Source organism: Streptomyces aureocirculatus (assembly GCF_000720475.1).
Taxonomy (GTDB): domain Bacteria; phylum Actinomycetota; class Actinomycetes; order Streptomycetales; family Streptomycetaceae; genus Streptomyces; species Streptomyces aureocirculatus.
On record NZ_JOAP01000037.1, the window covers coordinates 37227 to 62785 of the forward strand.

12 protein-coding genes and 1 pseudogene are annotated in these 25559 nt (G+C 73.0%); 6 read left to right on the top strand and 7 right to left on the bottom strand.

The window, feature by feature from the left end; translation table 11 throughout:
• Positions 1 to 2: 2 nt before the first annotated feature.
• The 5 genes from IG78_RS44355 to IG78_RS42825 are packed head-to-tail and all read left to right on the top strand — an operon-like array spanning position 3 to position 14286.
• Entirely contained in the window at positions 3 to 8090 is an 8088-nt protein-coding gene (locus IG78_RS44355) for a type I polyketide synthase (protein ID WP_030568408.1), read from the top strand.
• A gap of 59 nt (positions 8091 to 8149) precedes the next feature.
• Positions 8150 to 8977: a thioesterase II family protein gene (locus IG78_RS0128985; RefSeq protein WP_037684827.1), complete on the top strand. Its 828-nt coding sequence runs from the start codon at positions 8150 to 8152 to the stop codon at positions 8975 to 8977.
• Positions 8965 to 10107 (top strand): SAM-dependent methyltransferase, encoded by a 1143-nt coding sequence (locus IG78_RS0128990; protein ID WP_030568412.1) that lies wholly within the window; start codon positions 8965 to 8967, stop codon positions 10105 to 10107. The genes IG78_RS0128985 and IG78_RS0128990 overlap by 13 nt, the downstream gene beginning before the upstream one ends.
• Positions 10104 to 12896 (top strand): undecylprodigiosin ligase RedH, encoded by a 2793-nt coding sequence (redH, locus tag IG78_RS0128995; protein WP_030568414.1) that lies wholly within the window; start codon positions 10104 to 10106, stop codon positions 12894 to 12896. Before IG78_RS0128990 ends, redH begins: the two co-directional genes overlap by 4 nt.
• 58 nt (positions 12897 to 12954) lie before the next feature.
• Entirely contained in the window at positions 12955 to 14286 is a 1332-nt protein-coding gene (locus IG78_RS42825) for an aromatic ring-hydroxylating oxygenase subunit alpha (protein ID WP_063760810.1), read from the top strand.
• Positions 14287 to 14335: 49 nt separating this feature from the next.
• On the opposite strand, the gene IG78_RS0129005 is transcribed toward IG78_RS42825, so the two are convergent.
• From IG78_RS0129005 to IG78_RS0129015, 3 genes are all read right to left on the bottom strand, one after another.
• Positions 14336 to 15403 carry a Ppx/GppA family phosphatase gene (locus IG78_RS0129005; RefSeq protein WP_078964714.1) on the bottom strand — a complete coding sequence of 356 codons (1068 nt, stop codon included), beginning with the start codon at positions 15401 to 15403 and terminating at the stop codon, positions 14336 to 14338.
• Between the two features lie 68 nt (positions 15404 to 15471).
• Positions 15472 to 16356, bottom strand: coding sequence for a DUF4097 family beta strand repeat-containing protein (locus IG78_RS0129010; protein ID WP_051853028.1), 885 nt, complete (start codon positions 16354 to 16356; stop codon positions 15472 to 15474).
• A gap of 232 nt (positions 16357 to 16588) precedes the next feature.
• A complete protein-coding gene (locus tag IG78_RS0129015; RefSeq protein ID WP_051853029.1) occupies positions 16589 to 18844 on the bottom strand; it encodes an MMPL family transporter in 2256 nt (751 codons plus the stop codon).
• 424 nt (positions 18845 to 19268) lie between these two features.
• Here IG78_RS0129015 and IG78_RS0129020 point away from each other — a divergent pair.
• Positions 19269 to 19512 (top strand): annotated as a pseudogene (locus IG78_RS0129020) (hypothetical protein); the annotation flags it as partial.
• 498 nt (positions 19513 to 20010) lie between these two features.
• Here the strand turns inward: IG78_RS0129020 and IG78_RS0129025 are convergent.
• From IG78_RS0129025 to argJ, 4 genes are all read right to left on the bottom strand, one after another.
• Positions 20011 to 21276, bottom strand: a complete 1266-nt coding sequence (locus IG78_RS0129025) for a cytochrome P450 (protein WP_225881911.1) — start codon at positions 21274 to 21276, stop codon at positions 20011 to 20013.
• 447 nt (positions 21277 to 21723) lie between these two features.
• Positions 21724 to 23016: an acetylornithine transaminase gene (locus IG78_RS0129030; RefSeq protein ID WP_404827640.1), complete on the bottom strand. Its 1293-nt coding sequence runs from the start codon at positions 23014 to 23016 to the stop codon at positions 21724 to 21726.
• 54 nt (positions 23017 to 23070) lie between these two features.
• Entirely contained in the window at positions 23071 to 23982 is a 912-nt protein-coding gene (gene argB / locus IG78_RS0129035; RefSeq protein ID WP_030568428.1) for an acetylglutamate kinase, read from the bottom strand.
• The gene (gene argJ / locus IG78_RS0129040; RefSeq protein ID WP_030568430.1) at positions 23979 to 25133 is read right to left on the bottom strand and encodes a bifunctional glutamate N-acetyltransferase/amino-acid acetyltransferase ArgJ; all 1155 of its coding nucleotides are present in this window, start codon (positions 25131 to 25133) and stop codon (positions 23979 to 23981) included. Before argJ ends, argB begins: the two co-directional genes overlap by 4 nt.
• Positions 25134 to 25559 lie beyond the last annotated feature (426 nt).

The following is a 25559-nucleotide window of genomic DNA, read 5'->3' on the forward strand; positions in this document are numbered from 1 at the left end:
ACATGACCCAAGGCCCGAGCGAGAACCACCGCCGAGGCGACGCGCCACGGACCCTCGTCGCCGTGCTGCGCCGGCACGCCGAGCACCGGCCGGACACCCTCGCCTACCGCTTCCTGAGCGGCACCGAGACCCCCGGCCCGGCGGGCGACACCGGCGCCGACCACTCCTGGACGTTCGCCGAACTCGACCTCCAGGCCCGCCGCGTGGCCGCCCTGCTGCAGCACGAGGGCGCGGCGGGCGAGCCGGTGCTGCTCCTGCACCCGCCCGGGCTCGACTACATCGCCGGGTTCCTCGGGTGTCTGTACGCGGGGTCCTTCGCCGTGCCCGCGTACCCGCCGGACACCCGCCGCTTCGGGCAGACCATGCCGCGGCTCGCCGCGATCGCACGGGACTCGCGGGCCACGCACGCGCTCACCACCGGCGACCTGTCCCGGTTCGCGGGCGACCGCAGGGACGAGCTGGCCGCGCTCGGGCTCGGCGGACTGCGGTGGCTGGTGACGGGTGGCCCTGACGGCCCTGACGGTCCTGGCGCGCCGGGTGCCGGGGGTGGCGGGCCCGACGGCTGGGGCGCCGTGCACGCGGACGACTGGCGCGAACCCGAACTGACCGCCGACTCGCTGGCGTTCCTCCAGTACACCTCCGGCTCGACGTCCGCGCCCAAGGGCGTCATGGTCGGCCACGGCAATCTGCTGCACAACCTCTCCGCCATCCACCGGAGGCTGGCGCACGACACCGGATCCGCGATGGTGTCGTGGCTGCCCCCGTACCACGACATGGGGCTGATCGGCGGCATCCTTTCGCCCCTGTACGGCGGGTTCCCCGCGCACCTGATGTCCCCGATGTCGTTCGTGCGCCGCCCCCTGCTGTGGCTCCGGACCCTGTCCGAGACGCGCGCCTCGACGAGCGTCGCCCCCGACTTCGGCTTCGAGGCGTGCGCCCGCCGGATCACCGACGAGGAGCGTGACCGGCTCGACCTGAGCCACTGGCGCCTCGCCCTGAACGGGGCGGAGCCGGTGCGCGCGGACACCCTGGACCGGTTCACCGAGCGGTTCGCGCCGTGCGGGTTCCGGCGCGCCGCGCTGCTGCCCTGCTACGGCCTCGCCGAAGCCACCCTGATGGTGACCGGCGTACGCGCCCACGAGCCCCCGGTCGTCGGGGAGTTCGACACCGCGGCGCTCGGCGCGGGACACGCGGCCCCGGCCACGGGGAGCCGCGTCACCCGGGTCGTGGGCTGCGGTCCCGCGGTGCCGGGCCTTGACGTGGCGGTCGTGGACCCGCGGACCCGGCGCCGGATCGCGGACGAGGGCACGATCGGCGAGGTGTGGATCGCGGGCGGCAGCGTGGCCCGCGGCTACTGGCGCCGCCCCGAGGCCACCGAGGCGACGTTCCGCGCCCTTATGGCCGGGGAGGACGACGGCGAGGGCGGCGCGGGCGGCAGGAGCGGCACGCCGTATCTGCGTACGGGTGACCTGGGCTTCCTGCGCGGCGGACAGCTCCACATCGTCGGCCGCACCAAGGACGTCGTCATCGTCCAGGGCCGTAACCACTACCCCCACGACATCGAACGCACCGTGGAGCGCGCGGAGCCCGCCGTCCGCAAGGGCTGCGGCGCGGCCTTCGCCGTCGAGGTGGACGGCGCCGAGCGCCTCGTGGTCGCGTACGAGATCGACGGCAGGCGGGCCGACGACGCGCCGGGCCTGCTCGCACGGCTGCGGTCCGCGATCGCCGACGAGCACGAGGTCGCACCGCACGCCGTCGTCCTCCTGAAGCGGTCCACGGTGCACAGGACCACCAGCGGCAAGATCCAGCGTCAGTCCTGCCGGCAGGACTTCCTCGACCTCGGCCTGAAGGTGGTGGCGGCCAGCGTCGCCCGCGACACGCCACCGCCGCCCGCCCCGGCTGCCGCGCCACCGCCGCGGCAGCCGGTGGGCGCGGCGGTCGAGGAGGTCCTGCGTCCTTACGTCGACATCGACGGCGGCCTCCCGGACGTGGCCACGCGCACGTTCGCCGAGCTCGGCCTCGGCTACCGGGATCTGCTGTCCCTCGTGGGCGAGTTGGAGCAGCGGCACGGCGTCGCGATCCCGGTCGGGGAGCTGCTTCTGCGGCCGCGCGTCGACACGCTGACCGGGCTGCTCACCGCCCGGGTCCCCGCGGGCGCCGTCTGGGACCCCGACGCCGTTGAGGCCTGGCTGACCGCCCGTGTCGCCGAACGCCTCGGGCTCACCGCGGCTGCGGTGGACCCGGCCCTGCCGCTCGCGTCCCTCGGCCTGGACTCCAAGCAGGCCGTGGCGGTCCTCGCGGAGCTGAGCGCCCGCACCGGCCGCGAGATTCCCGCGACCGTGGTCTTCGACCACCCGACGATCCGGGCGATCGCCGCCCACCTCGCCACCACCGGCGCGGGGTCCGCCCCGGCGCCGCACTCCACCGTGCCCGCGCGGACCGCCGCGCCCCCCTCGTGCACTCGGACCACGCCGACCACGCGGCCCGGGGAACATCCCGAACAGCTCCGACAGCCCCTGGCCGACGGTGGCGGGCACGAGCCGATCGCCGTCGTCGGCATCGGCTGTCGCTTCCCCGGCGCGCCGGACCCGGACAGCTACTGGCGGCTGCTTCGTGACGGCCGGGACGCGATCACCGAGGTGCCGCGGGACCGCTGGGACGCCGGGCAGGTCGCCGCGCCCGACTTCGGTGGGTTCGTCGACGGCGTCGAGGAGTTCGACGCCCGGTTCTTCGGCCTGTCGGCGCGCGAGGCCGTCCGCATGGACCCGCAGCAGCGGCTGCTCCTGGAGACGGCCTGGCAGACCCTGGAGGACGCGGGCAGCGACCCGACATCGCTCGCGGGCAGCGACACCGGCGTGTTCGTCGGCATCAGCAGCCACGACTACGCCGAGCTGGTGATGGGCCGCCTGGACACCGTCGACGTGCACGGCGCCACCGGCAACGCGCACGCCGTCGCCGCGGGCCGGCTGTCCTACGCGCTCGACCTGCGCGGCCCGAGCCTCGCCCTGGACACGGCGTGCTCGTCGTCCCTGACGGCCGTCCACCTGGCGTGCGACAGCCTGCGCGGGGGCGAGTGCTCCCTGGCGCTCGCGGGCGGTGTGAACCTGATGCTGACGCCCGGCCTCTCGGTGGCGTTCGCCGACGGCGGGATGCTGTCGGCCGACGGGCGCTGCCGCACGTTCGACGACACGGCGGGCGGCTATGTGCGCGGCGAGGGCGCGGGCCTCGTCTGCCTGAAGCCGCTCGCGGCCGCCCTCGCCGACGGCGACCGCGTGCACGCCGTGATCAGGGGCTCGGCCACCGGCCACGGCGGCCGCAGCAACGGCCTCACCGCACCCCGGGGCTCCGCCCAGCGCGCCGTCGTCGAACAGGCCCTGGCGCGGGCCGGGCTGAGCGGCAAGGAAGTCGACTACGTCGAGGCACACGGCACCGGCACACCGCTGGGTGATCCGGTCGAGTGGGAGGGCATCGCGGAGGCGTACGGCATGGGGCGGCCGGACGGTGCCCGCTGCCTGGTCGGCTCGGTGAAGACCAACATCGGGCACCTGGAGGCGGCCGCGGGCGTCGCGGGCCTCATCAAGGCGGCGCTCGTCGTACGGGAGCGCGAGGTGCCGCCGACGCTCCATCTGAGCACACCCAGCCGGCGACTGGACTGGGACGGCGCGGGCCTCGACGTACCGACACGCCGTACGCCGCTGCCGCGGCGCGGGCCGGTGCGGGCGGCCGTCAGCTCCTTCGGGTTCGGCGGCGCCAACGCGCACGTCGTCCTGGAGTCACCGCCCGAGCCGCCCGAGCCGTCCGAGCCGCCCGAGCCCCGGCCCGCCCCCGCGACCGCGCGGCCGGTGCACGCCCTGTGCCTGTCGGGCCACACGCCGACCGCGCTGACCGCCCTGGCCCGGCGCTGGCGCACCCACCTGGCCGCCCGCCCGGAGGCGCCGGTGGCCGACCTGTGCCGGTCCGCGGGGACGGGCAGGGCCCGGCTCGGGCACCGTGCGGTGATCGTCGGCGGGTCGGCCGAGGCGCTCGACGCGGGCCTTGAGGCGCTGGCGGGCGGGGCGGCATCGACGGCCGTGGTGCGCGGTACGGCCGGGCACGGGCCCGGGCCGCGCACGGCGTTCCTGTTCGGCGGCCAGGGCACGCAGTACCCGGGCATGGGCAAGGGCCTGTACGACACGCACCCGCCCTTCGCCCGCAGCATCGAGCGGGCGGACGACGTGCTGCGGCCGCACCTCGGTGTGCCCCTGACCGAGCTGCTGTTCGCCGACGACGGCACCCGGCGGCTGCGCGCCACCCGTTACTGCCAGCCCGCGCTCGTGGCCCTGGAGGTCGCGCTCGCCGAGCTGTGGATGTCCCTGGGCGTGCGGCCCGCCGCCGTCCTCGGGCACAGCGTCGGCGCGTACGCCGCCGCGTGCGTGGCCGGGGCGATGACGTTCGAGGACGCGCTGCGGCTCGCGGCGGTCCGCGGCAGGCTCATGGACGAACAGCCGGGCGACGGCGCGATGATCGCCTGCCTGGGCGACGCGTCGATTGTGCGTGACGTCGCACAACGGTACGGACCGCTGTCCGTGGCCGCCGTCAACTCGCCCACGCACCTGGTGCTGTCCGGTGGCCGCGCGGAGATCGAGCGGGCCCGTACCGCGCTCGCGGAACGCTCCGTCGTCGTCAAGCCCCTCGCCGTGTCGGGCGCCTTCCACTCGACGCTCATGGCGGGGGCCGCGGAGCCGCTGCGCGAGGCCGCGCGTACCGTGCGCTTCGCCGAGCCCGTCGTCCCGTGGGTGTCGGACGCCACCGGCGAAACGGTCGGCCGCATCGACGGCGACGCCCTGGTGGACCATCTCCTCGGTACCGTGCGGTTCGCCGACGGCTTCGGCACGGTGCGGCGGCTCGGCTGCACCGCCTTCGTGGAAGTGGGCCCGCATCCGACCCTGCTCGGGCTCGGCCGGTCGATGACGGCTTCCGGCACGGCGGGCGACGCGCCGGGGACCGGCACGGCGGAGTCCGACCCGGACGCGGACCCGCTGCTGTGGCTGCCCTCGCTGCGGCGGGGCCGGGCCGGTACCGTGCCGGGCGCCACGGGCGACTGGGAGACGCTGCTCCAGTCCCTGGGGCGACTGCACTGTGCGGGCGCCACGGTGGACTGGGCGGCCCTCGACGAAGGTCGGCGCGGTCCTGTCGTTCCGGTGCCGCACGCGGTGTTCGAGCGGGAGCGGTACTGGTTCACGCCGCCTCCGCCGGGAGAGGCGCCCGGGCTCGCCCCCGTAACGCGGGAAGCAGGTCCCGTACGGCAGGAAGCAGCTCCCGTGCCGCAGGAAGCAACCCCCGTACCGCGGGAAGCAGCTCCCGTACCCCAGGTAGCGGCTCTCGTACCGCAGAAAGCAGGCCCGGCCGCAGAGGCCCCCGCCGCCCCACAGGAAGTGCGCGCGCAGGTGTCCCGCGTCTGCGGGCACCCCGTCGAGCACATCCCGCCCGACGCGCGCCTCGGCGCCGACCTCGGCTTCGACTCGCTGATGCGTACGGAGCTGGAGCGGGCCCTGCAACGGCTGTTCCCTGGGCACTTGAACGGGAACCGCGAGCAGTTGCCCGAGGACCCGACGGTGGGGCAGCTCGCCGCGCTCCTCACGGGCGCCGTGCCCGTGCGTGACGGCGCCCCGCCGGTGCCCGCGCCCGCCGCCCCCGCGGCGCCGGACACCACCGGCCCGCCCGTCCGGCAGGAACGCGTCTTCGAGGAGTGGCCGGAGTACGCCGAGTTGCAGGGGCGGCTCCGGCAGGCCACCGCCGACGGGGACAATCCCTACGGGCGCACCCACGAGGGCTACAACAGCGGCAGGGCCACCGTCGGCGGCCGCACCGTCCTCAACTTCTCCGCCTTCAACTACCTGGCCCTGTCCCACCATCCGCGTGTCCGGCAGGCAGCCCGCGCCGCCGTCGACCGGTACGGCACGTCCTGCTCGGCGACGCCGCTGCTGTTCGGCGAGACCCCGCTGCACCACGAACTGGACGCCGAGATCGCCTCGTTCCTCGGCACCGAGGCCGCGATCGTCTTCGCGGGCGGGCACGCCACGAACGTCGCCACCATCGGGCACCTCTTCGGCCCCGACGACCTGATCCTGCACGACGAGTGGATCCACGACAGCGCCGTGCGCGGCAGCGTCCTCTCGGGCGCGCGGCGGCTGCCCTTCCCGCACAACGACTGGCGGGCGCTCGACCGCGCGCTCACCGGGTCCCGGGCCCGCGCGCGCCGGGCCCTCGTCCTCGTCGAGGGCGCCTACAGCCAGGACGGGGACCTCCCCGACCTGCCGAAGTTCATCGACGTCAAGAACCGGCACGGCGCGCTCCTGATGGTCGACGAGGCCCACTCCCTCGGCGTGCTCGGGCGCACCGGGCGTGGCATCGGCGAGTACTTCGGCGTCGACCGCGCCGACGTCGACCTGTGGATGGGCACGCTCAGCAAGGCCGTCGGCAGCCTCGGCGGCTATGTCGCGGCACGGCGCACGATCGTCGAGTACCTGAAGTTCACCGCACCGCTGCACATCTTCAGCACCGGCACATCGCCCGCCAACACCGCCGCCGCCCTGGAGGCGCTGCGGGTCCTGCGGGACGAACCGGAGCGCGTCACCCAACTGCGGCACCTCGCCGAGCACTTCCGCGACTCGGGGCGCGCCCGTGGCCTCGACATCGGCGTGTCGCGGGCATCGGCGGTGGTCCCCGTCGTCATCGGCGGCTGGGAGGAGACCATGGCGCTCTCCAACGCGCTGCTGCGCCTCGGCGTGAACGTGATGCCGATCGGCTATCCGGCCGTGCCGCGCGACGAGTGCCGCCTGCGCTTCTTCATCAACGCCGACCACACCGAGGACGAACTCGACCGCGCACTGGACCTGTTGGGGCACGCCATGACGCAGCGCAGGACGAACGGAACCGCACGCACCGGGCCGCGCCCCGGGACGCCACCCGAGACGGTTCCCGGGACACCACCCGAGGCGGCTCCCGAGGCGACACCCGAGACGGCTCCGGAGGCGGCACCCGCCACCGCCGCCACCGCGCCCTCCCCCGCCGTGGCGCCCGCCCCCGCCGCCCGGTCCGCCGCGCCCGACGTCCTGGTAGCGGGCGCGGCCGGGTTCATCGGCGGACACCTCACCCGGCGCCTCGCCGAACGCGGCCACCGCGTGCGTGCCCTCGTCCGTGCGGGCAGCGACCGCTCCGCCTTCGCGGGCGCCGACGTCGAGGTGGCCGTCGGGGACCTGGGCGATACGGACAGTCTGCGCCGGGCCGTCACCGGGGTGCGGCACGTGTACAACTGCACGGGCCTGTCCGCGGACTGGGGACCCTGGGCGGACTTCCGGCGCGTCAATGTCGACGGCAGCCGCAACCTCGTCGAGGCCGCGGTCCACGCGGGCGACGTCGAGCGCTTTGTGCACGTCAGCACCACCGACGTGTACGGCTACCCGGTCCGCCCCTGCGACGAGGAGACCCCGCCGCGCGACATCGGGCTGCCCTACAACCGCAGCAAGCTCCTCGGCGAGCAGGCGGTGCGCGAGGCCGCGGCGCGCGCGGACCTGCCGCTGACCGTGGTGCGCCCGGTGAGCGTGTACGGGCCGCGCAGCAAGGACTTCGTCGTCGAGATCGCCACGCTGCTCCTGAGCAGGCAGATGGTCTATATCCGCGGCGGCGACGTCCCCGCGGGGCTGCTGTACGTGGCCGACGCGGCCGACGCCATGATCGCCGCCTGTGCGTCCGCGAGCGCCGCGGGCGGCACCTACAATCTGCGCGACGCCGACCGCACCACCTGGCGCGAGTACGTCGAGGCCCTCGCCCGCGGGCTCGGCGTGAAGCCGCCCTTCCTGAGCCTGCCCGCGCCGGTGGCGCGCGGTGTGGCGACGCTGTCGGAGGGGCTCTACGGGGCGCTGCGGCTCAAGGCGCGGCCGGTGCTCACCCGGCACGCGGTGCACCTCTTCGACCGCGACCAGTCCTACGCGATCGACCGTGCCCGCGACGACTTCGGCTTCAAGAGCGCGGTCGGCTTCGAGGAGGGCGTGCGGCGGACGCTCGCCTGGCTCGACACGCCCGAGGGCCGCGCCCGCGTCCCGCGCTGACATCCCCCGCCAGCGATCCCGCGCCCGATCCCGCCCGCCCCGAGCCCGAGAGGAACCCGATGCCCCGCACCGAACGGCCGCAGGCGCCGGCCCGCGCCTGGTTCACAGGCCCCGGCTTCGCGCCCGCACCCGGCGCCGCCGATACCGCGGGGCCCCGGCTGATCTGCTTCGGCTACGCGGGCGGCACCCCGTCCGTCTTCCGCGACTGGGCGGACAGGATCGGGCCCGGCGTCACCGTCGTACCCGTCCTGCTGCCCGGCCGTGGCCTGCGGAGCGACGAGGCCCCGTACACGGAGATGGCGGAACTGGCACGGGACGCGACCGAGGCCCTGATCGCGGCCGGGCACGCCGCCCCCGGATCCCGGCACGTCTTCTTCGGGCACAGCATGGGCGCGCTGCTCGCCTACGAGGTCGCCTGCGCGCTGCGGGACCGCGGCCTGCCCGGACCCCGGCACCTGTTCGTGTCCGGCAGCAAGGCGCCGCACCTGTACGGCGGCCCGGACGGCCAGGAGCTCGGCGACGACGCCCTGCGGCAACTCGTGCGCGACCTCGGCGCGCTGCGCCCCGACGACCGGGTGGGCAGCGCCTATCTGGAGCGCAGACTGCCGGTGCTGCGTGCCGACCTGACGCTGTGCGCGCACTACCGCTGGCGGCCGCGCCGCCCGCTCGACTGCCCGATGACGGCGTTCTCCGCGACCCACGACCCGATCGCCCCGCCCGCCCAGGTGGAGGCGTGGCGGGCGTACACCGCCGCCTCCCTGCTGCACCGCAGGGTGCGGGGCGGCCACTTCTACCTGAACGGACCCGCACGGCTTCCGCTCCTTCGTGAGCTGCGCGCCGAACTCACCCGTACCGCCGAGGAGAGGGAACCCTCATGGACCTACTGAGCCTGGCCAGGGCCGTCAAGGACCGGGCGCAGGAGCCGTTCACGGGCCTGGCCACGATGGCAAGGACCGTCGCGGACCCGCGCCTTCCGCTGCTGCTCACGCTCAACCGCACCCTGTTCACCCCGTCGTACCGGGCGTCGTTCCTGGCCGCGGCCGCGGGCTCCGGTGTGCTGCGCTGCATGGCGACACGCCCCTGCGACCTGGAGAGCCTCGCCGAACACCTGGGCACGGGCCGCGAGGAGCGGCAACGCCTTCGTGCCTGGCTGGACATCGGGGTGCGCCTCGGCGAACTCGACCGGCGCGAGGGCTGCTACCGGCTCAGGAGCCGTACCGCCAAGGCGCTGGCGCAGGTCGGCAACGACGCCGTCGCGGCGACCCTCGAAGAGCTGCTCCGCTTCCATGTGCCTGCGCTGCGGGACGCCCCGCGGATGCTCCAGGGCGGCGGCCGGTTCGGTCTCTGTGACCAGGACGGCCTGGTCGTCGCGCGGTCGTCCCTGGTGGTGCGCGGCTTCGTCGAGGCGGCCGTCAGGAAGGCGCTGCCGCGCACCGCGCCGGTGCGGCTCCTGGAGGTCGGCTGCGGCAGCGGCGCCTACGTGCGGTACGCGGCGGAGCTCAATCCGCGCCTGACCGCACTCGCCGTCGACGTGCAGGCGGAGGTCGCCGAGCAGGCGGCCAAGAACATGGCCCAGTGGGGGCTCGCGGACCGCGTCGAGACCCGCCACGGCGATCTGCGCACGCTCGACCTGCAACCGCAGTTCGACATCGTCACGATGCACAACAACATCTACTACTTCCCGCAGGACGAGCGCGCCGAGGTCCTCGCGCGCGCCCGCTCCCTGCTCGCCCCCGGCGGCACGCTGCTGCTCACCTCCTCCTGCCGGGGCAGCGGCACCCTCGGCCTCGAAGTGCTCAACCTGTGGTTCGAGTACGCGCGGTTCGGCGGGCCCCTGCCGCGCGAGGACGAACTGCTCGGCCAGCTCGGTGAGGCCGGTTTCGACGACGTACGGGCCACGCGGGTGCTGCCGGGACAGGCGTTCCGCGCGTTCACCGGCAGCAACTCCGCGACGGGCCCGACCGGGGCACTCCCGGCCCGCTCCGCCACCACCACCGTCGAGAGGGCCACGTCATGACGACGAAGGCGACGACCGAGACCGGTACCGAAGCGACGACCGGGACCGGGGCGACGACCGGGACCGGGACCGGGGCCCAGGAGGCCCCTGTCGCGGCGGGCGCGGCCGCGCACGCGGACCTCGTGGCCGTGCTCGGCAGCCCGCACCCGGCGGGCCCCGACGAGCTCGGCGGCAAGGGCGCCCGGCTCGACGAGCTGATCCGGGCGGGGCTTCCGGTGCCGCCCGCGTTCTGTCTCACCACCGGGCTCTTCGAGCTGTTCCTGCGCGAGAGCGGCCTCACCGCCGAACTCCGCGCCGCCGAGGCCCGCTCCGCGCCACCGGCCGCCGTCCGCGAGGTGATCCTGGCCCGGGACGTCCCGGAGCCCCTTGCCCGCACGATCCTGGCGGCGTACGAGGCCCTCGGCCGCCCGCGGGTCGCGGTGCGCTCCTCCGCGCCGCGCGAGGACTCCGCCGAGCGCTCCTTCGCCGGTCAGCACGACACCGTCCTCGATGTGTCCGGGGACGCGGCGCTGCTCGACGCGGTCAAGGTCTGCTGGGCGTCGCTGTGGTCGGACCGCGCCGCCGCCTACCGCGCCGGGGAGCCCGCGGGGGCCATCGCCGTCGTCGTGCAGGAGATGGTGCCCGCCGACGTCAGCGGGGTGCTCTTCACCGTCGACCCGATCGGCGGCAGGCCGCACCGCCTGGTGGTGGAGGCCTGCTGCGGGCTCGGCGAGGGCCTGGTGTCCGGCAGGGTCTCCAGCGACTTCTTCGTGGTGGACGACCGCACGCTCGACGTCGTCGAGGAACGCGTGCGCTACAAGGTCACCAAGTGCGCGCCGCTCGCGCCGGGACGCATCGGCATGACGAAGGTCGACGCCGCCGACCGGGACGCCCCCTGCCTGACGCGCGACCAGCTCGCCGCCCTCGCCAGGACCGCCCTCGACGTCCGGGCCCGGTACGGCACGGAGCAGGACATCGAGTGGGCGCTGCGCGACGGGGCGCTGTATCTGCTCCAGGCCCGCCCGATCACCACCCGGCCCCGGCCCGAGGCCTCGGGCGACGCCCGCAGCCCCTACCTCCCCGAACGCCTCGAAGGGCAGCCGGACACCGTGCGGCACGGCACCCTCTGGTCGCGCATGGACATCGGGGAGATCTTCGTCGGCCTGATGACCCCGCTCGGCCTGAGCTTCGCCCGCCACTACCAGGACCATGTGCACGGCGACTGCGCGGCGGCGCTCGGCGTGCGCGAGACCGGTGACGTGGGCCTGCACATGGGCTTCCTCCAGGGCCATGTGTACCTCAACATCTCCTACACCTCCTACCTCCTCGGCCAGGCCCTGCCCACCCGCGACCAGCGGCACTTCACCCGCCGGTTCGTCAGCGAGGAGGTGGACCTGGCGACGTACGAGAACCCGTTCGGCACCTTCCCCGGCGGCATGCGGGACCTGCTCTCGGCCACGCACTGGCTGCGGGCCACGGCGAACGAGATGCTGGTGATGAAGGGCCGCGCCCGCACCATGGTCGACGCCCGCCTCTACGAGTTCGACCGGGCCCGGCGCCTGGACCTGACCCGGATGGGCCGCCGCGAACTGCACGCCGAACTCAGCCGCTACCTGGACTACTTCCACGACGCGCACGTCGGCTACATGCCGTACTACATCAACGCGTTCGGCTTCTACGGCATCCTCACCGAGCTGTGCGCCCGCTGGCTCGGCGCCGCGGGCGACAACCTCCAGAACCGCATCAAGACCGATATGTCGAGCCTGCGCACGGTCGCCTCGGCCCAGGAGATCTGGGCCGTCGCCCAGGCCGCGAAGGCCAGGCCGCGGGTCATGGAGATCATCGAGGCGGCGCCTCTGGAGGAGGTCGCGGACCAACTGCGCGCCGACCCGGACGGCGAGGCGTTCTGGCAGGCGCAGATGGAGCCGTTCCTGCGCGCCAACGGCACCCGCGGCCGCCAGGAGATGGAGCTCACCCACCAGCGCTGGATCGACGACCCCTCGTACATCTTCCAGATGATCCGCCGCTACGCCGCCGACGGCTTCACCGCCGACGACATCATGGGCCGCAGCCGCGCCCGGCAGGAGGGCGACGCCCGGGAGGTCCTGAAGAAGCTGCCGCTGCCGCAGCGGGCCACCATCGAGGGCCTCATCTCGATGTACGCCCTGTGCAGCGAGCTGCGCGAGACCACCCGGATGTCGATGATCACGTCGATCTGGCTGGTCAGGAACGTCGTGTACGAGGTGGGGCGGCGGCTTGTCGATGAGGGGCTGCTGCACTCCCTGGACGAGGTGGCCTACCTCGACTTCGCCGACGTACGCGGCTATCTGGCCGGTGAGCTGCCCGCGCGTGCCGTGTTCCCGCGGGCGAGGACCGAGGAGCGGCGCCGGGTGCACGAGTACCGCAACCGGCTGCCGGAGCCGCCGCTCACCTTCGTCGGTGAGCACGACAGCACGCGCGCGGTGCGACCCGTGAAGGACGGGGCGCGCCTTGCGGGGCTCGGATCGAGCCCCGGGCGGATCGTGGGGCGGGCCCGCATCGTCGAGGACCTGGTGTGGCAGGCCGACGAGTTCCAGGCCGGCGAGATCCTGGTCACCCGGCACACGGACGCCTCCTGGACACCGCTGTTCGCCATCGCCGGCGGGGTCGTCACGGACATCGGCTCGATGCTCTCGCACAGCTCGATCGTGTCCCGGGAGTTCAACGTGCCCTCGGTGGTCAACACCAAGTACGCCACGCAAGTGATCAACACCGGCGACATGGTCATGGTCGACGGCGACACCGGTGTCGTCGAGGTCGTGGAGGGCTGAGCGCCCCGCTCGCCGGGCCGGCACGCGAGGTACACGAGAGGAAGGCGAGACGTTCCAGATGATCCCGAACCAGTGGTATCCGATTCTGCGGACCGAAGACATCAAACAGGACGCGCCCACCGGCGTGCGCCGCCTCGGCGAGGAACTCGTGCTCTGGCGCGACCTCGACGGCAAGCTGGTGTGCCAGTCGGCGCGCTGCCCGCACAAGGGCGCGAACCTCGCCGACGGGCGTCTGGTGGGCAACTCGATCGCGTGCCCCTACCACGGCTTCCGGTTCAACACCGAGGGCACCTGCCGGCACGTCCCCGCGCTCGGCGCGGACGGCCGCATCCCCGCGTCCCTGAAGATCGACACCTACGAGGTGCGTGAACAGCACGACCTGGTGTGGCTGTGGTGGGGCGACAAGCGTGAGGTCCTGCCGGACATCGCGCTCGCGCGCGAACTCGCGGAGCACCCGCGGCCGTACGAGACGATCACCTTCAGCCGCCCGGTGCACTACACGCGCTACATCGAGAGCCTGCTCGAGTTCTACCACGTGACGTTCGTGCACCGCGATCACTGGGCGAACATCATCGACTACACCTTCATGTACGGCAGTTGGCGCAAGCTCTGGCTGGACGGCCGGGAGCGCTACATCGCCGCCAACAAGATCGTGAACCATCGCGTGGACGTCGAGGGCACGATCATCCGCAACACCTTCGACCAGTGCGAGGAGGGCAACCCCTCCAACACCTGGCACTTCGACCTCATCTACCAGGCGCCGTGCATGACCCACGTACGGCAGGGGCTCCTGGAGGTCACGACCTGGCTCGTGCCCATCGACGAGCACAACACCCAGGCGATCATGCGGCTCTACGAGTATCCGCTGCTCAAGGCGATGGTGCCGGTCAAGCAGTTGCGGCCGCCGATCCTGCGGTTGTCGCTGATGATGGAGCAGTACGTCCAGGACCGGCAGGACAACGACATCATGGCGCGGCAGGAACCGAAGGTCAGCGAGCGCGGCGTGAACAAGTTCATCGCCGTGGACGAGCTGAACGCCAAGTTCCTGCAGATGCGGGACCGGTTGAAGGCGGAGGCACGCGCGGCGGCTGAGGCGTCCGCGGCGGCGGAGACGCCTGTGGTGCCGGTGGCGTCCGGGAAGCAGCCGGGGGCGGCGGCCGCGGGTCCGGCCGCGGTCCAGGACCAGGAGGCGGCGCCCGCTCCGGCCCGCGCCCACGGCGGCGCCGACGGAAGCACCAAGGGCAGCACCGGCGCAAGCGCCGACGGAAGCACCAACGGGAACGGCAAGGCGCCCGGCAGCAGCAACGGCAGCAGCAACGGCAATGGCAGCGGTGACCGGCGGACCAGGAAGGGGGCCCGTGCGGGCGGGTTGAGCAAGACCGCGCCCTGACCCCGGTGCGCGTTCCGGCGCCACCCGCCGGAACGTGCGCCGCGGGGCGTCAGCGCCTGGCCACCCGCAGCGCCACCGGTGGCGGCACGTCTGTGTCATCGGTGGCATCGATGGCATCGGTCGCGTCGGTGGCATCGGTGGCATCGGTGTCGTCGGTGGCATCGGTGAGCCGCGCGGTCAGGCCGGCCCACCACTGCGGCCCCTCCTCGATGTGGCGCAGCAGGATGCCCTCGCGCACCGCCCAGGGGCAGACCTCCGCCCTGTCGATGCCCATCAGCTTCATGGCCGTGTGCGCGACGACCGCGCCGGCCAGGCTCTGCGCCGCCCGTGGCGCCGAGATCCCCGGCAGTTGCGCGCGCTCGGACACCGGGAGGCGGGCGAGTCGCTCCGTCGACCGGCGCAGGGCCTCGCGCTCCAGGCTCCGGTGTACGAAGGGACCACGCCGTCCGGGGGCCTCGCCGGTCAGCCGCGCCAACTGCTGGCACGTGCGCGAGGTCGCGACCGCGGTGCGCGGGCCCTCCCAGCGGATCCGTGCCCCCACGTCCCGCATCTGGTGGCGCACCTTGCGCCGCATCGCCTTGATCGTCTGCGCGGACGGCGGGTCGTCGCCGGTGCGGAACTCATGGGTCAGCCGGTTCGCGCCGAGCGGCAGCGACACCGCGAAGTCCGGCAGGCGCCCCCGCCCGAAGGCCACCTCCAGCGAGCCCCCGCCGATGTCGAACAGGACCAGGGGCCCCGCCCGCCAGCCCAGCCAGCGCCGCGCGCCGAGGAAGGTCAGCTCGGCCTCCACCTCGCCGGGGAGCGTGCACAGGGCGACGCCGGTGCTCGCCCGCACCGCGCGCAGGACCTCCAGACGGTTCGGCGCGTCACGCACCACGGCGGTCGCGAAGGCGAGCGGCAGCGCGGAACCCCAACGTCCAGCGGTCGACGCCGCGGCGTCGACCGCCCGTACGAGGAGGCGCACGGCCTCCTCGTCGAAAGGGGCGCCGGGTTCGACCCGGTCGCAGAGCCGCAGCTTCCACTTCTTCGTGTGCACGGGCAGCGGTGCCCCACCAGCGGCGTCCGCCACCACGAGGCGCACGGTGCGCGATCCCACATCCAGCACGCTCACTCGCATGACCCCTCAGTACCCAGGGCACGTCACGACACGCCGCACACCGCGTACGCCTGACGTTTTCCTTTCCTTCAACTGGCCGTAACTTTTCGGTCACCTGCCGCTCCCGGGAGGCCCTGTGCGCGGCGGATCACGATGTCGCCGAGCCCGGTGCGGGCGCGCACGTGCACGGTCTGGGCCCCCTGGCCGGGGCCGTCGACGGGGCCCAGGTCGTTGTGCACGGTGCCCGCCCGGGAGTTGACGTCGAGCCAGGCCGCGGTGCCCGGGTGGATGCCGATCTCCAGGTTGCCGGTCTGCGTCTGGAGGTCGACACGGCCCCGGGCGACCTCCTCTATGCGGATGTCGCCGCCTGCGGACTTCGAGGCGATGTCGGCGTACGCACGGCCCACGGAGACGTTGCCGTTGGCGACCTTCAACCGCAGTTCGCCGGAGATCCGGCCGACCCAGGTGTCGCCGTTGGAGTTCCTGATCTCCGCGGCGCCGTCGATCTCATGGACGCGCACCCGGCCGGAGCCGGTGGTGACCTCGGCGAAGCCGTCGATGTGGTTCACGGTGACGGCACCGCGCTCCGTGCGCAGGCGTACCGGCCCGGTCCTGTCGAGGCGGATGTCGCCGTCCAGGGTGTTCAGGGCGCAGGCGCCGAGGGGGCCTTCGCCGGTGAAGTCGCCGAGGGACGCGGTGCCGTTGAGCCGGGAGCCGCCGGGCAGCCGTACCTCGACGAGGACCGCGCCCGCGTCGCCGCGCCGCAGGCCGGGGTCGGGCGTCCGTACCGTGAGGCGGTTGCGTACGAAGTCGACGCGGGTGCCCTGCGCCGCCCGGACGTCGGCGTCGTTGTCCTTGTCGCGCGGGTGCACCTCGACGACGGTGATGGCGCGCCCGCCCGCGGTGATGTGGGCGACGCCGATGGCGACGTGGATCGTGGCGGTGATCGGCTCCGGGGTGTCGAACGTGGGCAAGGTCCCCTCCTCGTGACTCTGCAGGGCGTCCCCGCCGAGGGGACATGATGGGTCGGCGCCGCGACGGCCGACAGCGGATCGGCGCCGCGCGAGGGCGACAGCGGTTCCGGCGCCGCGCGAGGCCGACATCGGTTCCGGCGCCGCGCGAGGCCGACATCGGGAGCGGGCCCCGCCGGCCGGTGAGGCCGGAGGAGCCCGCTGTGTGGACGCCCCGTGGGCGAAGGCGCCGCGGTCAGCCCCGGTACTGCGGTTCGCGCCGCCGCTGCCACGGCCGGGTCCGCTGCTGCGCGGCCAGGCGCCGGGACAGCTTCTCGCCCTCGACGTCCATGTTCGGGAGCAGCCAGTCGAGCCACTTCGGCAACCACCACGCCGACTTGCCGAGCAGGGCGAACAGCGCGGGCACAAGCGCCATCCGGACGATGAAGGCGTCGAAGAGCACCGCTACGGCGAGTCCGAAGCCGATCATCTTCACCAGGTCGTTCTCCTCCATGATGAAGCCGGAGAACACACTGATCATGATGATCGCGGCGGCGGTGACCACCCGGCCGCCGTACCGGAAGCCGGTGACGACCGCCTCGCGCGGCTCGGCGCCGTGCACGTACGCCTCGCGCATCCGCGTCACCAGGAACACCTCGTAGTCCATCGCGAGGCCGAACACCACACCGATCATGAAGATCGGCATCGTGCTCATGATCGGGCTCGGCTGGTCCACGCCGAAGACGTCCGCGAGCCAGCCCCACTGGAAGACCGCCACCACGGCGCCGAGCGCGGCGGCCACCGAGAGCAGGAAGCCGAGGGCGGCCTTCAGGGGCACCAGGATCGAGCGGAAGACCAGCATCAGGAGCAGGAAGGCCAGGCCGACGACCGTGCCGAGGTAGGGCAGGAGCGCGTCGTCGAGGGTCTTCGAGAAGTCGATGAACAAGGCCGTCTGGCCGGTGAGCAGGATCTCCGGGCCGTGGTCGGCCTTGATGTCCTTCGCCATGCCGCGCAGGGACTTCACCAGGTTCTTGGTGTCGTCCTCGTCGGGGCCCGTGGTGGGCACCACGTTCACGATGGCGGTGTCGCCCGCCTTGTTGAGCACGGCGGGGCCGACGGACTCGACACCGGGTTCCTTCGCCATCTTCGAGCGCACGCCCGCGGACTCGCTCTTGGCGTCCTTGTCCTCGATGGTCACCATCAGCGGGCCGTTGAAGCCCTTGCCGAAGGACTCCGACATCATGTCGTAGGCCTTGCGCTGGGTGGTGTCGGGAGCCATGGTGCCCTCGCCGGGCAGGCCGAGCTCCATGCTCGCGGCGGGTACGGCGACGGTGCCGAGGCCCACGACGGCCAGGAGGAGCACGCCGACCGGGTGGCGGAGCACGAAGCGCGCCCAGCGGGCACCGAGGTTGGGGCGCTGCAGCTTGGCGGCCCGCTTCTCGGCCTTGCGCTGCTTGCGCGCGGAGAGCGGCTTGCCCTTGTACCGCGCGCGGTCCTTGCGGGCGAGCACCTTGATGGGCGCGAAGCCGAGGAGCGCGGGCACGAGTGTCACGGCGATGAGGACGGCGACGGCGACGGTGCCCGCGGCCGCCATGCCCATCTTGGTGAGCATCGGGATGTCCACCACGATCAGGCCGCCGAGGGCGATGATGACGGTGAGTCCGGCGAAGACGACGGCGCTGCCCGCGGTGCCCACGGCCCGGCCCGCGGCGTCATGGCGTTCACGGCCTTCGGCGATCTCGGACCGGTAGCGGGAGACGATGAACAGCGCGTAGTCGATGCCGACGGCGAGCCCGATCATCATGGCCAGGGTCGTGGTCGTGGACGAGAGGCCGAGCGTGGAGCCGAGCGCGGTGATGCCGGAGATGCCGACGCCCACACCGACGAGCGCGGTGAGCAGCGGCATGCCCGCGGCGATCAGGGAGCCGAAGGTGAGCAGCAGGACGATCGCGGAGACGGCGATACCGACGGCTTCGGCGGAGCCGTTCATGGTCTGCTCCACCTTGACGGCGTCACCGCCGGCTTCGGCCTTCAGACCGCTCTTGCGCGCGTCGGCCAGCGTGTCGTCCAGGGCGTCGTGCGCCTTCTCGGACACCTTGGTCGCGATCACCTTGTAGGTGGCGGACACATAGACGGTCGACTTGTCCTTGCTGACGGCGGCGCCGCCCGCGTAGGGGTCGCTGACCTTGGCGACCTGGGGCGCCTTGCGCAGTTCGGCGACGACCCTGCCGACCTTGGCCTTGGCGCCGGAGTCGGTGATCTTTCCGTCGCCGGGCACCCGCAGCACCACGCGGGCCGTGGCGCCGTCGGCGCTCGCGTCCGGGAACTTGTCCTCCAGCAGGTCGTACGCCTTCTGCGACTCCGTGCCGGGCATCGAGAACGTGTCGGCGGGGGGTGCCGGGGCGGACGAGGCGGCGTAGCCCACACCGCCGAACACCAGCACCCACAGCAGAACCATCACGCCGCGTCGCCGGAAGGCGAAGCGGCCCAGTTTGTAGAGGAGGGTAGCCACGGCGAGGAGGACTCCTGTCGGGTAGTCAGGAACGAGGGGACGGTCGTTGCTCCTGTACGGCGTACGACCCGCAGCGCAACTATGGCACCATCGTGGCACCACTGCAAGCCCACTTTGGCACAGCCAAGGCACCAACGCCGAAGGCGCGGTTCATGCGCCCAGCGTGCGCGCCGGGGAGCGCGACAGGACGTCGCGCTCCATCCGCCCGAACCCGCCCCGCACATCGCCTCACCCACTCCAGGCCAGGGATTCAGCCCCGGTGGACCCGCCCGCTCCGGACCGCTGCGCCCTCCCGTGTACCCCCGCATCCACCCGGCCGCACGGTCGAATTCCGGCAAAAACAAGGAGGACCGGTATTCGGCCAGGCGTCCGGAGAACGTCCATTGGCGCTTGAATGGCGCCATCTTTGTGCCATGATGACGTCATGGACCTCACCCCGTACCTCGACGATCTCCGTCAGGAGCTCGCGGTCGCCGCGGACGCGGGCGGAGCCGAGACCCGGGCCCTCGCCCGGCAACTCACCGGCCCCCTGCAGTCCGCCGCCCGGCTCACCCTGCTCAACGCCCTGTGCGCCGCCATGGGCGAGGTCAATCGCGACCTCGCCCCGGTTTCGGTGGTCGTACAACTGCGGGGCCTCGACCCCGAGTTCGTGGTGACACCGCCGTCGTCCGCGCGGAACCACCCGGCGGGCGCGCGGAGCAGGGCGGCCTCCGACACGGCGGCTTCCGAAGCGGCGGCTTCCGAGGCGATGGCGTCCGAGGCGGTGGCGCCGGTGATCCCGCTGTCCGCCGCGGGGCCGTGCGGCGGCAGCATCCGGCTGCAGTTCGACACCGTCACCGGCATGGAGGAGGCCGCCGGGCTCTTCGACTGTGTGCGCGCCGACCATGAGGAACTCACCCTGCACCTGCCGAGCGACTGCAGCGTCGCGGACGTGCGGGCCGTGCTCGACGCCCTGGACGGTGCGGCGGTCGAGGCGGCCGCGATCACGGTGCACCGGGCCACCCTCGACGACGTCTTCCACTCCCTCGTCGGCCCGCTCCGGCCGGACGACGGCCTCGGCTTCGGCAAGCCCGTGAAGGACCACAAGTCCCCCGGCCCCCGCAGGTCCCGCAGGCGCCCCACCGACTGAACGCCTGGTCGTACCGACGGCCCCCGGACCGTTTCCCCTACCGGCCGGTGCGCAGCGGCAACGAACGCGGCCCTGTCAGCTCCGGACTCCGCATCAGGACCGGCGGGTTGTCCGGATCCGCGCGCAGTTCCGGGTAGCGCTCCAGGAGGATGCCGAGGGCGACCCGGCCCTCGAGACGGGCGAGCGGCGCCCCCAGGCAGAAGTGGATGCCCCTGCCGAACGCGAGGTGCGGGTTGGGGTCGCGCTCCGGACGGAACTCCTGCGGGTCGGCGAAGACCCGCTCGTCACGGTTGGCCGCGCCGGCCCACACCGCGACCAACTGCCCCGCGCGCAGCGTCCGGTCGCCGAGCCGCACCTCCTTGGTGGTGACGCGGTGGAAGACCTGGAACGGCGTGAGAACACGCAGCGTCTCCTCGACGACGCCGGGCATCCGCGCGGGATCGCGCCGCAGTTGGTCCCGCTCGTGCGGGTGCGCCTCAAGGCAGAGGAGCGCGTTGCCGAGCATCATGGTCGTGGTGACGTGCCCGCCGACGAGCAGCAGTTGGGCCAGGTTGCCGATCTCGGGGCCGGTCAGCCGCTCGCCGTCGACCTCGGCCAGGACCAGGTGGGTGAGCAGATCCTGTTGTGGGCGGCTCCTGCGCTCCTCGGCGTACCCGGCGAAGTACTCGCTCATCCGGCGCGACAGATCGAAGACGGCCGCGGCGGATTCGGTGGTCAGCGCGTCGGAGACGGAGGCGTGGTCGCGGGGGATCATGGCGTCGCTCCACTGCCGGAACAGGGCGTGGTCGCTGCTCGGCACGCCGAGCAGTTCGGCGATCACCGTCACCGGCAGCGGATGGGCGACGTCGTCGACGAGTTCCAGGGTGCCGGTGCCGCGTTCGTCGGCGCGGTCGAGCAGTTCATGGGTGAGCGTGGCGATCTGCGGCGCGAGCGCGGCCACGAGCCGCGGCGTGAAGGCCCGGCTGACGAGGCGCCGCAGCTTGCGGTGGTCGGGCGGGTCCATCTGCGTGAGCAGGCCGCTCTTCTCGTACTCCGGCGTCTCGGGTACGAGCACCGGCACCGTGTCCGACGAGTAGGCACCGGGGTTCGAGAGGACCTCGACGCTCTCGGGGTGGCCGTAGACGTTCCAGACTCCGATCTCGCCGTCGCCGTCGAACTCGACGGGCCGCTCCGCGGGAGTGCCGCGGAGCCAGAAGTGCTCCTTGGGGGCCTCCCATACGTCGACCAGCGTGGTGAGGGGTGGCGTGAGGGGCGGTGTGGGCGGCGTCGACGGTGACGAAGGGTTCAGTGACTGGTAAGTCACGATATTTCACCTGTTTCAGGGTGTGCGGGAGTACGCCCGTACGGTCGGGACCGTACGGTGCCGGGGCTGCGCGAGAACCGCGCGAGAGCTGCGCGAGGGTTACGGGAGCCGCGTGCGGGGATGCCGGGCGGTCACGCCGGAGGGCGGCGGAGGGCGGCGGCGAAGACGCGGGGGTCGGGCGCCTGGATCAGGCGCCGCGTATGCCGGTGCGGAGGCACGCGGGCGGCGTGTGGCGGAGACGGCCGGACTGCGGCACGGATTCCATGACGCCACCATGGCATCACGATGGCGCCATTGCAAACCGGCACGGCTCACTCCGGCACCGTCACCGGGTTCAGCCGTGGGCCGGAGCACACGACAAAGGCCGTCCACCCTTGTGTGGACGGCCCGTCGAGTCGGCGCGGTCAGGCGCGGTTCAGTTGCGGTTCAGGCGCGGCCTGGCGCGGTTCAGGCGCCGGACTCCCGCCGCGCCCGGTCGAGCACGCCGGGCAACTTGCGCAGGAACGTCGTCACCTCGTCCTCGCCGATGATCAGTGGCGGGGCGAGCCTGATGGTGTCGGGCAGCGCGGCGTTCACCAGGAGCCCCGCGTCCTGCGCGGCCTGCTGCACCTGCGGGGCGCACGGCTCGGTGAGGACGATGCCGAGCAGCAGCCCGGCGCCGCGGACCCGGTCGACGAGCGGGTGCCCGAGGGCCTCGATGCCCTGGCGCAGGTTCTCGCCCTGGCGTTTGACGTGGTCCAGGAGCCCGTCGCCGTGGATGGTGTCGAGCACGGCTAGCGCGGCGGCGCAGGAGACGGGGTTGCCGCCGAAGGTGGTGCCGTGGGCGCCGGGAGCCATCAGGTCGGCGGCCGGGCCGAAGGCGAGGGTCGCACCGATGGGCAGGCCGCCGCCGAGGCCCTTGGCGAGTGTGAGGACGTCGGGCTCGACGCCGTGCGCCTGGTGCTCGAACCAGTGGCCGGTGCGTCCGATGCCCGTCTGCACCTCGTCGAGGACGAGCAGCGCCCCGGTGGCGCGGGTGATCTCACGGGCCGCGGCCAGATAGCCGGGGGGCGGCACGACCACGCCGTTCTCGCCCTGGATCGGCTCGATGAAGACGAGCGCGGTGTCGGTGTCGACGGCGGCGCGCAGCGCTTCGGCGTCGCCGAACGGCACATGCGTGATGTCACCGGGCAGCGGCTCGAACGCGGTGCGCTTGGCGGGCTGTCCGGTGAGGGCGAGGGAGCCCATGGTGCGGCCGTGGAAGCCGCCCTGGGCGGCGACCATGCGGCGCCGGCCCGTCAGCCGGCCGATCTTGAAGGCGGCCTCGTTCGCCTCCGCGCCGGAGTTGGCGAAGAAGACCCGCCCCGAGCGCCCGGTCAGCCGCAGGAGGCGCTCCGCGAGCCGCACCGGCGGCTCGGCGACGAACAGGTTGGAGACATGGCCGAGCCGGCCTATCTGCTCGCTGACGGCCCGGACGACGGCGGGGTGCGCGGTGCCGAGCGAGTTGACGGCGATGCCCCCGAGGAAGTCGAGGTACTTCTTGTCGTCCGCGTCCCAGAACGCGGCGCCCTCGCCGCGCACCAGCGGCACCCGTGGCGTGCCGTAGTTGTCCATCAGCGACGCCTGCCAGCGCTCGGTGAGCTTGGTGTTGCCCCGCTCCCCCGCGACGGCGCCGGTGTCACCGGTGCCGTCGGTGCCGCTCGCGTGGCCCATGACGGTCCTGGCGGTCCTGGCGGTCCTGGCGGTACTGCCTTCGTGCATCGCATCCCCTCGGTGACGGCCGCGCTCATCGCGGCCTTCGGTCGGCGGCCCCGTTCAGCGCAGATCATCCTCGATGTCGGGCATGACCAGCGTGCCGATCTCCTCACGCGTGAACATCTCGAGCAGCACCGAGTGCTGCACCCGCCCGTCGATGACCCGCGCGCTGCCCACGCCGTTGCGGACCGCGTGCAGGCAGCCTGCCATCTTGGGGACCATGCCGTCGGCGAGCTCCGGGAGGATCTTCTCCAGTTCGCTGGCGCTGAGCCTGCTGATGACCTCGTCGCTGTTCGGCCAGTCCGCGTACAGGCCCTCGACGTCGGTGAGGAAGACGAGCGTGTGGGCGTTCAGGGCGCCAGCTATCGCGGCGGCCGCGGTGTCGGCGTTCACGTTGTAGACGTAGTCGTCGTCGACGCTGCGGGCCACCGGGGAGATGACCGGGATGCGGCCGTCGGCGAGCAGCGCCTCGACGGCGCCGGCGTTCACTCCGGCGATCTCGCCGACGCGGCCGATGTCGACCTTCTCGCCCTCCGCGCCCGCCGGCCAGTGCTTGACGGCGGTGATGGTGTCCGCGTCCTCGCCGGTGAGGCCGACCGCGAGCGGGCCGTGCTGGTTGATGAGGCCGACCAGCTCGCGCTGCACCTGTCCCGCGAGCACCATCCTGACGACGTTCATGGCCTCGGGCGATGTGACCCTGAGGCCCGCCTTGAACTCGCTCTCGATGTCGTGCAGCTTCAGGGCCTTGCTGATCTGCGGGCCGCCGCCGTGTACGACGACGGGCTTGAGCCCGGCGTGCCGCAGGAAGACGATGTCGTGCGCGAAGGCGGCCTTCAGCTCGTCGTCGATCATGGCGTTGCCGCCGAACTTGATGACGCAGATCTTGCCCTGGTGACGGTTGAGCCACGGCAGCGCGTCCATGACGGACTGCGCCTTGACCAGTGCGGGGTGCTCCTGGGTGCTGATCCTCATGACGAGTACGCGCTGTTCTCGTGGACGTACTCGGCGGTGAGGTCGTTGGCCCACAAGGTGGCCGACGCCCCGCCGGCGGCGAGGTCCGCGGTGATGACGACCTCGCGGCCGCCCATGTCCACCGAGTCCCGGTCCGCGCCGATCGCGCCGTCCTTGCAGACCCAGACGCCGTTGATAGCGACGTTCACCCGGTCGGGGCGGAAGGCGACGGCGGTGGTGCCGATGGCGGAGAGCACCCGGCCCCAGTTGGGGTCCTCGCCGTGGATGGCGCACTTGAGGAGGTTGTTGCGGGCGATGGAGCGCCCGGCCTCCACGGCGTCGTCCTCGCTCGCCGCGTTCACGACGTCGATGCGGATGTCCTTGGAGGCACCCTCGGCGTCGCCGATGAGCTGCCGCGCCAGGTCCTCGCAGACGGTGCGCACGGCGTCGGCGAACTCCGCGTACGCGGGGGTGACCCCGGCGGCGCCGGACGCGAGCAGGAGCACCGTGTCGTTGGTGGACATGCAGCCGTCGGAGTCGACCCGGTCGAAGGTGACCCGGGTCGCCGCCCGCAGCGCCTTGTTCAGGACGTCGTTGCCGAGGTCCGCGTCGGTGGTGAGGACGACCAGCATCGTGGCGAGGCCGGGGGCGAGCATGCCCGCGCCCTTGGCCATGCCGCCGACCGTCCAGCCCTCGCCCTCGTACACCGCCGTCTTGTGCACGCTGTCGGTCGTCTTGATGGCGACGGCCGCGTCCTCGCCGCCGTCCGCGGAGAGTGCGTCCGCCGCGGTGTCGACACCCGCGAGCAGCTTGTCCATCGGCAGGCGTACGCCGATGAGCCCCGTGGACGCCACGGCGACCTCACCGGCGCGCAGCCCGCCGAGGCTCGCCGCGACCTTCTCGGCGGTGGCGCGGGTGTCCTGGAAGCCTTCGGGGCCGGTGCACGCGTTGGCGCCGCCGGAGTTGAGGACGACAGCGCCGACGGCACCGGTCCTGATGACCCCTTCGCTCCACACCACGGGCGCGGCCTTCACACGGTTCGAGGTGAAGACGCCCGCCACGCTCCGCCGCGGTCCCGTGTTCACCACCAGGGCCAGGTCCGGATTTCCGTTGCTTTTGATTCCGGCCGCAACACCCGCGGCCGAAAAGCCTTTTGCTGCCGTGACGCTCATGGCGCTACTACTCCTTGGTGGAAGTTCCCAGTTGCCTGAGAAAGCCGAGGGGGCCACTGGCAATGACATGGCCCGAGCCGCCCCATTCCTCGATTCTGACGACGGAGCGCCGCACCCGGCCTCCCGTCCGTCCGTTCCCGTTGAACGCCCGCATCGCTGATTTGGCAGCTCACCGATGTACCACCGGCGCCGACGCGCAGGGCCGGGCCAACAACCCGCAACAAACTACAGGCAATTCAGGCTGCCGGCATCGGCTGTCCTGTCCACGGGACAGCGGGCCGCCGTTGCCGAGGGCCCGGAGAACTCCGTGCCCGCGGCCAGGAACCGCCGGCCTGGCCCGGCCCGCACCGGTCTCATGGACGTACGGACACCAGGTTCGCAGTCCTCCGTGGGACGCCCGTCACATTTTCCCTGACATTGTCGGGG